General features: G+C 32.8%; 10 protein-coding genes and 2 pseudogenes. 5 read left to right on the forward strand and 7 right to left on the reverse strand.

Features of this window, described 5'->3' with window-relative positions; translation table 11 throughout:
- Positions 1-54 precede the first annotated feature (54 nt).
- The 6 genes from AAGD87_RS00390 to AAGD87_RS00415 all read right to left on the reverse strand — a co-directional run bounded on the left by AAGD87_RS00390 (position 55) and on the right by AAGD87_RS00415 (position 5,669).
- A complete protein-coding gene (locus tag AAGD87_RS00390) occupies positions 55-1,305 on the reverse strand; it encodes a citrate synthase (RefSeq protein ID WP_341817788.1) in 1,251 nt (416 codons plus the stop codon).
- Between the two features lie 80 nt (positions 1,306-1,385).
- Positions 1,386-1,655, reverse strand: a complete 270-nt coding sequence (gene rpsT, locus AAGD87_RS00395; protein ID WP_012673338.1) for a 30S ribosomal protein S20 — start codon at positions 1,653-1,655, stop codon at positions 1,386-1,388.
- A 51-nt stretch (positions 1,656-1,706) separates the two neighbouring features.
- Positions 1,707-2,294 carry a lysophospholipid acyltransferase family protein gene (locus AAGD87_RS00400; protein WP_010081980.1) on the reverse strand — a complete coding sequence of 196 codons (588 nt, stop codon included), beginning with the start codon at positions 2,292-2,294 and terminating at the stop codon, positions 1,707-1,709.
- A gap of 193 nt (positions 2,295-2,487) precedes the next feature.
- Entirely contained in the window at positions 2,488-3,474 is a 987-nt protein-coding gene (locus tag AAGD87_RS00405; RefSeq protein WP_341817626.1) for a tyrosine recombinase, read from the reverse strand.
- 365 nt (positions 3,475-3,839) lie between these two features.
- Complete coding sequence (locus tag AAGD87_RS00410; protein WP_006280257.1) at positions 3,840-4,475, reverse strand: DnaA ATPase domain-containing protein; 636 nt, start codon at positions 4,473-4,475, stop codon at positions 3,840-3,842.
- A gap of 129 nt (positions 4,476-4,604) precedes the next feature.
- Positions 4,605-5,669 (reverse strand): AI-2E family transporter, encoded by a 1,065-nt coding sequence (locus AAGD87_RS00415; RefSeq protein WP_151808091.1) that lies wholly within the window; start codon positions 5,667-5,669, stop codon positions 4,605-4,607.
- Between the two features lie 263 nt (positions 5,670-5,932).
- Here AAGD87_RS00415 and AAGD87_RS00420 point away from each other — a divergent pair, with 263 nt between their 5' ends.
- Positions 5,933-7,126, forward strand: coding sequence for a bifunctional 2-C-methyl-D-erythritol 4-phosphate cytidylyltransferase/2-C-methyl-D-erythritol 2,4-cyclodiphosphate synthase (locus tag AAGD87_RS00420; RefSeq protein WP_010963060.1), 1,194 nt, complete (start codon positions 5,933-5,935; stop codon positions 7,124-7,126).
- A 958-nt stretch (positions 7,127-8,084) separates the two neighbouring features.
- Here AAGD87_RS00420 and AAGD87_RS00425 read toward each other — a convergent pair.
- Positions 8,085-9,149: a 5-(carboxyamino)imidazole ribonucleotide synthase gene (locus AAGD87_RS00425; RefSeq protein ID WP_264339552.1), complete on the reverse strand. Its 1,065-nt coding sequence runs from the start codon at positions 9,147-9,149 to the stop codon at positions 8,085-8,087.
- A gap of 96 nt (positions 9,150-9,245) precedes the next feature.
- Here AAGD87_RS00425 and apaG point away from each other — a divergent pair, with 96 nt between their 5' ends.
- The 4 genes and pseudogenes from apaG (at position 9,246) to AAGD87_RS00445 (ending at position 13,779) form a co-directional block, all read left to right on the forward strand.
- Positions 9,246-9,647, forward strand: coding sequence for a Co2+/Mg2+ efflux protein ApaG (apaG, locus tag AAGD87_RS00430; RefSeq protein ID WP_007549064.1), 402 nt, complete (start codon positions 9,246-9,248; stop codon positions 9,645-9,647).
- Positions 9,648-9,824: 177 nt separating this feature from the next.
- A pseudogene (locus AAGD87_RS00435) lies at positions 9,825-10,442 on the forward strand (Rpn family recombination-promoting nuclease/putative transposase); the annotation flags it as partial.
- A gap of 443 nt (positions 10,443-10,885) precedes the next feature.
- Positions 10,886-12,412: a group II intron reverse transcriptase/maturase gene (ltrA, locus tag AAGD87_RS00440; RefSeq protein ID WP_341817628.1), complete on the forward strand. Its 1,527-nt coding sequence runs from the start codon at positions 10,886-10,888 to the stop codon at positions 12,410-12,412.
- Positions 12,413-12,469: 57 nt separating this feature from the next.
- A pseudogene (locus AAGD87_RS00445) lies at positions 12,470-13,779 on the forward strand (IS4 family transposase).
- The last annotated feature ends 177 nt before the right edge of the window (positions 13,780-13,956 follow it).

Consider the following 13,956-nt stretch of genomic DNA (forward strand, 5'->3'; position numbering starts at 1 on the left):
CTTTTTTCTACTTAGTTTGGGTTATGCAAGAAGTCTAATGAAGTGAAAATAAATTTATTTACCAAAATAGAGTTGCCTTGGTCTACAGATCTTAGTTTCTTTATCATTTATCATTTCATACCACTGAGTAACCCAACCAGTGGTTCTTGCAAGTGCAAAAATAGGCGTGAACATATTTGAGGGGATATCAATAGCATTCATTATTATACCTGAGTAAAAATCAACATTTGGATATAACTTACGCACGATAAAATATTCATCCTTTAAAGCTATTTCTTCAAGTTTTTTTGCAATTTTAAGCAGTTCATTATTTTGTTCTAGTTTACTTAGAACCTCATGGCAAGCGCCTTTCAATATACACGCGCGCGGATCATAATTTTTATAAACACGATGTCCAAATCCCATCAATTTAAATGGATCTTTATCATCTTTAGCTTTTTCGATGAATTTATCTATATCTCCACTTTGCTCTATCTCTTTTAGCATATTTATAACTGCCTCATTAGCTCCACCATGTGCTGGTCCCCAAAGTGTAGCAACTCCTGCAGAGAGGCTTGCAAACAGATTAGAACCAGCCGATCCCACCAATCTGACAGCCGCCGTAGAAGCATTCTGTTCATGATCAGCATGGAGAGTAAATATTTTATCCAGAGCTTTTGCAAAAAGGGCGCTTTTATCATTATCAACAGCATCGCCAAATATCATCTTTAAGAAATTTTCACTGTAACTTAATTCATTGTTAGCATTTATGAATTCCTGATTGTTGATATGCCTATAAATCATTGCAATAATTGTGGAAACTTGCGCTATTGCAGAAATTCCAAAATCTAGGTCTTCACCATTGACATTGTTGCCATGCTTTTCATGATAAGATGCTGACAAACTTGCAAAACATGCAACTAAGATTGACATAGGGTGAGCAGTTTTTGGAAATGCTTTAATTACATTTGTAACTTGCTCTGATACTTTGGATGATTCTTGTATTTTGAGAAGAAATTTTTTGTGTTGCTCTGAACTGGGTAATTCACCATAGAGCAATAAATAAATCACAGCAGTAAAATTATTATTCTCTGCCAAATCAGCTATATTATGTCCCCTATATTTAAGAACTCCTTCATCTCCATCAATGAATGTAATTGTAGAAGAGCATGAAGCTGTAGAAACAAACCCTGGATCGTAAGTGAATAATCCTGTCATCTTATATAAATCCTTGATATTTAACACATCAGGACCTGTTGTTCCGCTTAATACAGGTAGCTCGATTTTTAATCCATTACTTAGTTCTAATAGCACTTTTTTATCCATCACTTAAGCTACTTAAATTTTATACAGAATATACAAACTGAGGAGTATATATTAATACAGTTAACTTTACATTAACCGTATTAAGCGGTCATCAATGCTTTTACTTTTGCATTTAAGCGACTTATTTTACGCGCAGCAGTATTCCTATGAATAACACCTTTATTCACACACTTGTGTAAATTAGATTCAGCATTCCGAAATGCCAGAACAACATTTTCTTTGTCGCCAGACTTGATTATATCAACCAATTTTCTAATAGAGGTGCGAGTTTTACTTTTCCGCATCTTATTTATTAAAGTGCGCTTTGCTATTACCTTTATCATTTTTTTAGCACTCTTATGATTTGCCATATATTAATACCTAAAATACTGTACTTTTCTTTTAATTATAAAGTTTTTTTGTTAATTTGCAATATCAGTTTTTCCTATGGTTAATCTACTGCTTCTCTCTTCAATAATTTTTTCTAAACTTTGCAAGAATTCATTTTTGTTTAACCCAGGATATATTGGGGGCAATATTTCTATTACTGCCTTTCCGGGATTCTTTCTCAGAGAAAGTATGCTTTTTGGCCAAAACAAACCAGTGTTTAAAGCAACCGGTAACACAGGAACAGATAATACGCTATATAAAGCAGCAATACCTGGTTGATATTTTATATTTTGGTTTATAGTTGTTCTTGTACCTTCAGGAAATATTATTATGCTTCTATTTTCTTTTATACGCATTTTTGCTAGTTTGATTATATGGCGTATAGAACTGATACCATCTGAACGGTTAATAAAAATCATTTTCAGCGCTATAAGATGCAAACCAATGAATGGAATCCATTTCAATTCACGTTTTAAAATAAAAACCGCTTTTCTAAATAGTAGTATAAAAATAAATGTTTCAAATGGAGATTGGTGTTTAGATGCAATGATAAAAGGTTGCTTAGGGATGTTTTCCATTCCCCTCACTTCATATTTAATGCCACATAATAAACGCAGCATGAATAATACAACTCTCACCGAACAGACGAGGAAAATGGTTATTACACACTCAGAAAAGAAAATTACAGGGAGAGTAATGAAAGTATAGAATACCTCCCATAATATAAGAAAGAAATTAAACAATAAACTTGAAATCACAAACTCACATAAATTTATTTAAATTTAACTTTATTACAAATTAAAAACAATAAATTTAATTATTGATCATCTGAGTAATAGGATGCGAATCAGCTAATTTGTCCTTTAACTTTTCATTAGCAATATGAGTATATATTTGTGTTGTAGAAAGGTTAGTATGGCCAAGAACTTTCTGTATCAACACAATATTTGCTCCGCTATTTAGTAGATGGGTAGCAAAAGAATGCCTAATCACGTGTGGAGAGATCTTATTTTCATCAATATTGCATTTTCTTGCCAACTCCTTCATTAATTGACCGACCCTCTGCCTTGTAATTGGTTTATTAGGTTTATCACCTGGGAATAGCCAATCGGATTCCTTTTCTTTAGAGATCAGATTATCACGAACTGATAAATAATTTCTAAGGCTCTGCAATGCTTGTTCATTAAAAAGAATTTGCCTCTCTCTACCACTTTTTCCTTTTATTATTATATAGCATTCTTTGTTATTACTGTTTATTAAATGTGACACTTCACATAATTTCATACTAATTAGTTCAGAAACACGCATTCCAGAAGAGTAAAGGATATCTAAAATCGCACATAGCCTTTTACTGCTTATCTCTTTATTCGATTCGCTTGCTGATTTTCTCACTGTGTCCATTAGCAAAAATATTTCTTCGACACTTAAATACTTAGGCAAAGGACGAGAAACTTTTGGATTCTTTAATTCAGCATCATTAGCCGGCGCTGGATTAAAATCTATTATTCCGTCATTAAATAGACACTTGTAAAAATTTTTCATAGCGGATATTTTTCTTGATATAGAGCTACTTTTATATTTTTTTTGTGTACATAAAGATTTCACATAATCTTTAATATTGGTTTTGTTTACACCAACCAAGGTAGTGCCGCTTTCCAATAAAAATTCTTCAAACTGGTGTAAATCCGAACGATAACTTTCCAGAGTATTTTGTGCAGCGGACTTCTCTGAAGCTAAAGCATCTATGTAATATGTTATGTAAAGATTTTCTTTTTTATTTTGCGACTGTTTATTTTTCATTATCAGTTCCTATATTTATTTCTTTGGCTATAATTTGATTAGAAGTGTTCCCTGTGTTTCTTATGAGAAAATATGAGACAAATAAAGCATTTATCAATAGAGTGAACATCACAAACTTTTGCTTTAACCTTTTTCTTAAATTTAATCTTACTCTTATCATAGTTAAATTATAACGTTAAATCTATAAAAAACACCTTATAAAGTGAGCTCTACTATAAATATAGAATACTTCTTAGCTGTATCTATCTATATTTATTATAACATAACATTGATTATAATTCTAACATGGACAGATAGAGATTCCAATTACGTTAGTGTTATGGGTGTTAATAAATTTTTAATATACACCTTTACAAAAGAAGAAATCAAATGGCATCTTTTTTTAATAAAGTGCTAATAAAAGGAACGGTCACATTTGACCCTATAGATTCATTATCTATCTTTTCTATAATTTTATCAATGCTATAGAAAGAACGTTCTATTCTTGCTAAAATATAATTAATCACTTTTAAATCAATTTTTAACTGTTTATCTGAAAATCGTTTTATTAGCATAATTCTTAATAATTCCTCGCTTGCAGGCAAAATTTTTACGCTGATAGTTGATAATATTCGAGAACTTAAATCTCTTAGTTTGAAGTTAAGCTTTTTTGGTGAAATTGAAGAAGTGATTAGCAGCCTCTTGTCGTTTTCTTTCATGTAATTGTAACAATGTAATAACATTGCTTCATCTTTAATGTTTTGTACGTCTTCTAAAATAAAAGCATCGCTATACCTAATCTCGCTTACGAAGTTATTCACATTGATAAAGATTGCATCGTTTATTGATTGCCAAATATGAGCAAGATGAGTTTTACCGGAGCTTTTAGGTCCAAAAAGAATCAGACATTTCCAAGATAAATCATTAACTACCGAATTATATACGTGCTTATTTTCATCTAAGATGATGTAATTTTGCCGGCTATAATCAGCTTGATTGTTGTTAAATAAATTTAATTGCACGTTGAACCTCTTACGTAACCTCTTTCTGGTAGTAATTTTTGCGCAGAAATTTACTTACGCTCCTCAAATGTGTCAGGTATTCTGGGCTCATTTCTCCTCTTACCATAAATTGATTATGCAAAAGGTCTGTTAGCCGTTTTTATAAAGCTCACTTTTAAAATATTTATTGATTGCATATTCTACTGATACATTGAACATTGCTATTATTGGAATAAAAAGTAATATACCTGTAAATCCAAAATATGAAGCGCATATAGTAATTCCCAGAATAATTACAGTTGGATGTATATGAACTTTTTTTCCTATTAATAAAGGAACTAATATATTTGAATCTATTAATTGTCCAACACCAAATAATAGCAAAACAGCAGCACTTTCAAACCATCCACTAAATTGAGTGATAGCGCTCAAAAACCCAATAATGGTATATAATAATGGCCCTACGTAAGGTATGAACGTTAACATTCCTGATAAAATTCCAATAACAATAGAGTGTTCCAATCCGATTATGCTCAGGCTCACAGAGTAAAAGACCATCATGACAATACATACATTTACCTGCCCCTTTAGATAATTAGATATAATGAAATCCACTTTGGAAAAATAATCTGCAATTTTTCCTCTGTAAGGAATAGGGATTAATTTACTAGCTTTTTCTATAATTAAAGGCCAATCACGTAATATATAGAAAAACACTACAGGAGTAATCACCATTAATGATACCGTGTTAAAGCTTGAACTTAACACTTGGATTATAAAGTTACTAGCAATATCAAGAGCATTCATGAAATAAGATACATAGTTGCTGTAATTTTCTGCTAGATTTTTAGATAAATGATCAAATAAGCTATCCTCGATTTTCATATTAAGAAATTCTAATACAGAGGGGATTACTTTAAGCTTTAATGAAGGCACTTTACTCACTAAGAAATTTAATATTGAAGTAATTTGAACATATATAATAGGTAAAACAAATGTTATGACTAGTATAAAAGCTATTAATAAAATAAGTATTATAAAAATTACAGAACATGAACGTGGTATTCTATACTTTTCAAACTTGACTACTAGCGGATTAAACAAATATGCAATAATAATAGATATTAAACATGGAAAAATCATAGGACGCATCAGGAATAACATCCCTATTATAAAAAGCAGTATGAAACAAATAGTTATATGACGTTTTTGCATGTGTTTAGCATAGCTAATTTACTGAAAAATATGCAATTTATTTTTCCTATGTTGAAAGTATTTTACGATTTGTAATACTATCGTTTTTTACTAAAATTTAGTTGTTTAATCCGCAGGCAAAGATAGATTTTGAGCTCTCTAAATATCTCTTTTGCTATTATAATTATGCTAGTTAATAGGGGAAGTAACTTTTATATGATGTCAGAAATTTTATTTTTCGGAAAGAATCTTGGATAGAGAGGAAAGCTTCTACAAAAAGAAATATGTGCGCTAAGAAATACAAAATAGCAGCATTAATAGTTGCAGCGGGAGTAGGCAGTAGATGCAATTCTACGATTCCTAAGCAATATATAAAACTGGCAGGTAAATCTGTTTTATTTCATACAATTAAAAGATTTCTGGCTAACCAATATATAGATTACATAAGAATAGCAATTAATAGAGACCATGAAAGTTTCTATGAGAAAGCTATATCACTAATTACAGACACTAAATTACTAAGCCCTGTATACGGAGGAGAAAACAGGCAAAGTTCAGTTAAACTAGGGCTTGAAAGCTTACAAAAAATTAACCCAGATTTTGTAGTTATACACGATGCTTGTAGGCCTTTTGTGTCAGATGTTCTGATAGATAACTTGGTTGAATCTATGATTAATGATCAATATACAGGAGTAGTTCCAGCAATAGAAGTTGAAGACACTATGTCATTGGTGAGTAATAGTTTTATTGAATCTACGATTTCAAGAGGAAAGCTCAGAGCCATACAAACCCCTCAAATTTTTAATTTCAAAGAATTATTATCATGCCATCAATCAGTCAAAGAATTTACTGACGATTCATCACTAATGGTAGAGCACAAAAAACATGTTGCGATTATTAAAGGTGAGAAAAGCAATTTTAAGTTAACCACAAAAGAGGATATCAATATGGCAAAGCTTCTTTTTGAAGAGCCAAAATTTCGTGTCGGAGCCGGTTATGATATACATAAGTTCATTAAAGTTCAAAATGGTGCTGAAAGCTTTATAAAAATTTGCGGTGTGAAAATTGAACACAACATGGCAATAGAAGCGCACTCTGATGGTGATGTTGCAATACATGCAATCGTTGATGCAATACTCGGAGCACTGGGATGTGGCGACATAGGAGAGCACTTTCCTCCTAGTTCCTCTGAATGGAAAGATTGCAATTCATCTCACTTTCTTGACTTTGCTGCTAAAAAAGCAAAAGAAAAAGGGTACAGCGTGTCTAATTTAGATATTACTATAGTTTGTGAAGAGCCTAAAATATCGCCTTACAAAGTAGAAATGAAGAAATTCATATCAAAAGCATTAGAAATTGATGATGAATTTGTAAATATCAAAGCAACCACTGCAGAGAAATTAGGTTATATTGGAAGAAATGAAGGAATAGCAGTGCATGCTTCTGTGTTATTGCATACAAACTTTTATTGGAAATAGAAACGAAAAAACTTACTTGACACCCTTCGCCAGCCCCCTTATCATGAAACTGAAGCTATTTATTTATCTTCTCTGTACAGATTAAATGACAAAAAAACTCAACGTATTTGGCGTCTCATGTTTAATTTTTTGCACTATGTGCACCTTATGTCTTTATCAAATTTCTAGCTATACAAGCTAAAATGCGCTTATAAAGCATTTAAAACATCAAAAAACGCCAACTTAAAAAATGGATAGTGAGTAATTAGCTACCCTAGGTTTTCTTTGCCTTTTTTTCTGTTTAGTAAATTTCTTAATGTTTATAATTTAGATTAGTTGCGGCTTAAAAGCAGATGAATCGCGGTTATTAAACGTTTAGAATAAAAAAACGCCATACTTGAAAGTATAATGTAAGTAACTAGCCAACCACGGGGCTTCTTTTGCCTTTTTTTTCGTTTGGTAAATTTCTTAAACATTTATGGCTAAACGACAACCGTCATCCCGCTACGTGTTAGCGGGATCTAGAGATACCGCGGCGGCATGACGTAGGACTGCTGTCATTCAAGTAGCTGACGCTGGAATCCAGCCTTGCTGTAATCTCATCAAGAACGTTGTGTTTTAACATAAGATCAGCCACTTTTATGCTTACCAACTTAATAAAATTCCTGGATCCAAGTAGTCAGGCTACTCGGATGACACCTTCATAAAGTGAAATGAGATCCCGCTAACAAGCAGCGGGATGACGAGAAAGGGGCTACTCGGATGACACCCTCATAAAGTAAAATGAGATCCCGCTAACAAGCAGCGGAATGACGGGAAAAGAGGTGCTGGGATGACACCTTCACAAAGTGAAATGAGATCCCGCTAACAAGCAGCGGGATGACGGGAAAAGAGGTGCTAGAATGACACCGTTTACTATGTAACATCTCATCATATCACAATGTTCGTACAGTTGTGGCGGTATGACGTAGAAAAACTGTTAACTTAAATCTATATTGACATGTCCCATTTTACGCTTATCCCTAACCTCTTTTTTCCCATATATGGTTAAACTAGCTTTTTCGTTGCTCAAATACTTATGAGAATCATATATATCATTACCTATTATATTTTTCGTCATACAAGGAAAGCGTAATACTACTTCCTGCATAGGTAACCCGCATATTATCCTAACTAGCTGTTCAAATTGACTAACGTTACATGCATCCAAGCTCCAGTGGCAAGAATTGTGAGGTCTGGGAGCTAGTTCATTAACTAACAATTCGTTATCCTTAGTAACAAAAAATTCAATAGCCAGAATTCCTATTACATCAAGCGCATTTGCTATTTTCTTTGCAGCTCGTTGTACCTCTTGAGTTAATTTACTATCTATTTTAGCTGGCACTGTTGAAGTATCAAGTATTCCATCAACGTGGTAATTTTCTGCTATAGGAAAAAAAGCTACTTTACCGTTTTTATCTCTTGCAACGACTATTGAAACCTCTTTCAGTAGATCAACACTTGCTTCAAGAATGTACTCTGTATTCCAATCAAAGGAAGCAAATTGCTTCACTTCAGAATCATTCTCAAGCACATATTGCCCTTTTCCATCATAACCCATTTCTGTTGTTTTCAGCCTTGTTGGATAGCCAAAAGCTCTACTGCTTTTCAGTAGCTCATTATAATTTTGTATACTCTTATAGTTAGCAGTTTTTATACCCAAGTTTTTAATAAAATCCTTTTCTCTCAGTCTGTTCTGCGAAATGTGTAACGCTTTTTTACCCGGATAAAAATTTACATCGATATCAATTGCACTACATGGAATATTTTCAGACTCAATAGTAACTAAATCCACACTCTGTGCAAAAGATTCAAGAGCTTTCTTATTAGAGAAATCTGCTATTGTGAAATCATCAGCAACAGAGCAAGCCGGATCGTCTTTAGCACTGGCAAAAACATGTGTTTTTTGTCCAAGTTTTGTTGCAGCGATAGCAGTCATTTTACCTAATTGTCCACCACCTATTATTCCTATTACTTTTTTGCTAAGCGCATCTGGTTCATTCATACTATAAATTGATACTTCCTAATTAAAGTATACTTGAAAAATCTATGAAAAAAGTATATAATTAAGATACTATTTTCTTATCATGAATATTTTATAATGATAGAATACACACTAACTACCAACTTTGTTGAAGTTACAGTTTTACCAATTTATATTGAAGAGCAATCCATTCCTTATGAAAATTGCTATGTATGGATGTATAACGTTAAGATAAAAAACAAAAGCCAATCAACTATTCAATTGTTAAGTCGTCATTGGCAAATAATAGATTATAAGGGAAAAGTAAATGAAATTGCCGGAGTTGGTGTTATCGGAGAACAACCTGTGATAAAATCTGGAGAGGTATTTAAATACACAAGTGGAACATACTTAAATGTACCGTCAGGAATAATGCAGGGTAAGTATGAATTTCTGAATGAAGAAAGCATAAAAGTTTTTGAAGTTATGATACCACCCTTTTCTTTGGATAGTCCATACATCAAAACTAGACCCCATTAACTGTCAAAATAGTTTATTTGTAACCAGACTGCATTCTGTGATTTTTAGCAAAGCACGATCTTTCATTTGAGCTTTCTTCAATTTAAAATAAATACAGAAACTAGCTATCTTCAAAAATATGGTTGAATAATTGTTAATAATAGTGTATAATTATTAATATTTTCAAGCATTTTTGCCATGGCTCTTTCAAAATTTCTCGATCCTCGCAATGATTTGTGTTTCAAAAAAATCTTTGGAACGGAAAAAAATAAGAATATCCTGATCCACTTTTTGAACGATATTTTAGGGTTTACTGAGATAAATGCAATACAAGAAGTTGAGTTTCTTAGCACTATTATGGATCCCGAAGTTGCCTCTGATAAACAAAGTATTGTTGATGTTCTCTGCAAGGATTCTCACGGAAATAGATATATAGCAGAAATGCAGCTCGCTAGAGACAAGGGCTTCGAAAAACGCGCTCAATTATATGCCGCTAAAGCCTACTCAAGACAATTAGATAAATCTGGCAACTACATTGATTTAAAGAAAGTCTTCTTTATTGCTATATCAAATTGTAACTTACTTCCTGAAGAAGTTGATTATATTTCTACTCACAATATACGTGATATAAAAACTAACGGCCATTACTTAAAAGATTTTCAATTTATCTTTATAGAATTGCCCAAATTTTCAAAAAGTAAAGTAGAGCAGCTAGAAAGTACAATAGAAAGGTGGTGTTTCTTTTTTAGTGCGACCCGGAAGGTCATGATTTTGTGGTGGTTAAATTCCATCTTCCCAGACATCAGGGATAATGTATATCTCACATTTCAAAGAGTGGCAACCTTTGGGATGCAAGCATGAGATAAAAGCAGGTAACACTAAACCTCGTGGTGAATCCCTGCAAACAGAGTTGGATATGATTACGAGAGAAACTTACGTCTGAATTGTCGTCAAAGCACAATATGCGAAAGGAGGTTGGATTACGCATAGACCAAAATGGTACGAAGCACAAAGGGGAACTAAAGATTGAAAACTTTAGTTACTGATGTTCTCAGCTTCCGGCAAACAGTAGGAATCTAAGTCCAACGTGAAACAAGATCATGGAACGGAGTAACCACATAAATGCTCTTATATTTATATAAATATAAGTAGGTAGTCAGCCGCAAGTATTTATGTTGGAGGGATTGTTTAAGAAGCTAATGCCCAAAGTAATATTTGGGATATGCAGACGTAAACACTGTAATTTGGAAGGTAAAGTTGTGAATAATAGTGAACATGTTATGAACCAACAAAAAGTTAGGTATGAATGGAATGAAATTCCTTGGCGGAAGCTGAAGAAATCCTCATTTAAGCTACAAAAACGAATTTACCGAGCTTCTACATGTAATGATATCAAAAAGGTGCATAATCTTCAGAGATTATTACAAAAATCAACAAGTGCAAGAATACTCGCAGTTAGAAGAGTAACACAGGACAATAGAGGGAAAAAGACAGCAGGTATCGATGGAAAAGCGAGTCTCAACCAAAAAGAAAGAATGCAATTAGCATATTCTATGGATTTGAAGGAAAAAGCAAAACCATCGAGACGAGTTTGGATCCCAAAACCTGGTAAGCCATTGGAGCGTCGCCCCCTTGGAATACCCACTATATCGTGTCGAGCAAAACAAACACTTGTAAAAATGGCTTTAGAACCAGAGTGGGAGGCAAAATTTGAGCCAAACACATACGGTTTTAGACCTGGTAGATCTTGTCATGATGCAATTGAAGCCATATTTGATGTGCTTAAACAGAAAACAGCATACATTTTAGATGCCGATATTTCTGGATGCTTTGACAAAATTGACCACAACACTCTGTTGGAAAAACTTAATACCACACCAACTATTAGGAAAATAATAAAAGGATGGTTAAGAGCAGGTGTTATGGATGATGAAAAATTTCAATCTACAAAATGTGGCACAATTCAAGGAGGGACGATCTCACCGTTACTTGCTTGTATTGCATTACATGGATTAGAACAGCATATAAAAAAGACATTAACAAATGAACTTTTTCAACACACGAAAAGGAAATATGGAAAAATATCACATAAAAAGGCACAAAAAACCATAAGTGTTATATTTTATGCTGATGACTTTGTCATCATACATGAAAGTAAAGAGATTATTCTTAAGGCAAAAATTTTAGTTGAAGAGTGGTTAAAAACCATCGGACTAGAATTAAAGCCCTCTAAAACAAAAGTTTATCATTCACTAAGAACCAGTAATGGAACAAAACCAGGATTCGATTTTCTTGGATTTTCAATAAGACAATATCCAACAAAAGAAAGTAAGAAAGGTTACAAGTTATTAATCAAACCAAGTCGTAATTCTATAAAACAGCATACACTAGCTATTAAACATAAGCTCAGAGAAATGCGTGGAGCACCACAAGAACGGGTGATAAAGGATCTCAATCCAATAAATAGAGGATGGAGTCAATATTACTCCTCGGTAGTTTCATGTAAAATCTTTAGTTCATTGGATAATATTATGCATAGAAAACTCTGGAGATGGGCAGTTTTTAGGCACCCAAACAAAGGGAGATGCTGGATAAAAAGAAAATACTTTAAGAAGTATAATAACGAAAACTGGCGCTTTATGACAAGTAACAAGATACGTCTTACTATACACAGCGATCATGTTATCAAACGACATATCAAAGTGCAAAAAACCAGATCTCCATATGATGGTGATTGGGTTTATTGGGGTAATCATACGCGTCAAGTTAAGGAAATAAAGGTATGAAAGAGATAGAATAATAAGGTATAAGTTCTCCCAGATATACTTTTAGTGAGAGAACCAATGAATAAAATAACTTGCTTATCAAAAAAGCTCAAAGAATTTTTTAATGAAAAAGCAGAGAAAATCTCAATTACAACAAGGTTTATAAAAAGAAAGAGAAAGCTAAAAGGTTCATCATTCGTAAAAGCCATGGTCTTGGGTAATATAGGAGTTGATAATTGTAGCGTAGAAACAATGTGTCAATTACTAAACGAGGACTCGATAGATATAACAAAACAAGGTTTGGATTTTAGATTTACTGAAGAAGCAGTGGAATTTATGAAAAGGATGTATAATGAATCTGTGATTCTCTTTAAAAATATCTTGCAAGTTGATTGCAAAATCTTACAGCAATTTAATAGTGTTAAATTATTGGACAGTAGCTATATTACTCTACCTAACAGTATGGAAGAGATGTATAAAGGTTATGGTACTAGCTACAGTGGCTATGAAAGCAATACTAAGTCTGGAATAAAGTTACAATTAGTTTTCGACTACATGAATCAGATAATAGACCAACTTAATTTAACGGAGGGGGTAAGATCAGACCAGGGATATAGGAAACATTTAAGTAATATATTAAGCAATGATTTGCTAATATCTGATCTCGGTTATTTTGTGCCAAGTTCTTTTAAACAAATCAATGAAATAGGAGCTTATTTCATAAGTCGTCGATACCAACATATATGATGTAGAAACAAATCAAAAAATGGAGTTATTAGAATGTTGAGAGGATAAGTTATTTTTAGAAAACGAGGTATTGTTAGGAAAAGAAGCAAAAATTAGAGTAAGAATTATATGTCAGAAACTAACTGAAGAACAGTCTATGGGCAGAAGAAGGAAAGCTAATAGATTAGCAAGATCGCAGATCCTCTAAAAGAAATCAAAAATTGTTGAACTGGTCAATATTTATAACTAATGTTCCAGAAAATAAAATTAGTGCTGAGCAAGTATTAACGATTTACAGAGTAAGGTGGCAAATTGAGTTATTATTTAAATTGTATAAAAGCCATATCAGGCTTGATAAGCTAAAAGGAAAGCCATGCAGAGTATTATGTGAACTATATGCTAAATTGTGCGCAATTCTTATATTTCACGGCATAGTTGGTTGCACAGAAGTGAAAAAGAATACAGAACTTAGCTTAACAAAGGCATTTATTGAGCTAAAAAGGCGGGTTAGAGAGTTATTTTTAGTATTAACCAAAATTAATAGTTTAAAAGCATTTCTTAAAAAACTCACTATAACTTGGTCGCGATTTTCATTAAAAGACAAACGTAGAAGGGCTAGAGTATCCACTTTAACCTCTCTAAATTTGCTCACAATCTCTTAACTTGACGCGTATGATTGGGGTAATCGTCTTAGAGAAATACCAGATAAGCCATCAAGAGTAATAAAATTATTGAAGTTACAACAAAATAAATGCGATAATTGTCGACTATGGTTTGAAAGTGATGATATAATAGAAATACATCATAAAGACCGGAATAGACGAAACAATATGATCAAA

Origin of the sequence: Wolbachia endosymbiont (group A) of Pherbina coryleti (assembly GCF_964026875.1) — a bacterium.
GTDB lineage: Bacteria > Pseudomonadota > Alphaproteobacteria > Rickettsiales > Anaplasmataceae > Wolbachia > Wolbachia pipientis.

Coding starts and splice junctions, on each gene's coding strand:
- AAGD87_RS00390 (WP_341817788.1), bottom strand. CDS start 1,305: ATGGATAAAAAAGTGCTATTAGAACTAAGTAATGGATTAAAAATCGAG.
- rpsT (WP_012673338.1), bottom strand. CDS start 1,655: ATGGCAAATCATAAGAGTGCTAAAAAAATGATAAAGGTAATAGCAAAG.
- AAGD87_RS00400 (WP_010081980.1), bottom strand. CDS start 2,294: ATGCTGCGTTTATTATGTGGCATTAAATATGAAGTGAGGGGAATGGAA.
- AAGD87_RS00405 (WP_341817626.1), bottom strand. CDS start 3,474: ATGAAAAATAAACAGTCGCAAAATAAAAAAGAAAATCTTTACATAACA.
- AAGD87_RS00415 (WP_151808091.1), bottom strand. CDS start 5,669: ATGCAAAAACGTCATATAACTATTTGTTTCATACTGCTTTTTATAATA.
- AAGD87_RS00420 (WP_010963060.1), top strand. CDS start 5,933: ATGTGCGCTAAGAAATACAAAATAGCAGCATTAATAGTTGCAGCGGGA.
- AAGD87_RS00425 (WP_264339552.1), bottom strand. CDS start 9,149: ATGAATGAACCAGATGCGCTTAGCAAAAAAGTAATAGGAATAATAGGT.
- apaG (WP_007549064.1), top strand. CDS start 9,246: ATGATAGAATACACACTAACTACCAACTTTGTTGAAGTTACAGTTTTA.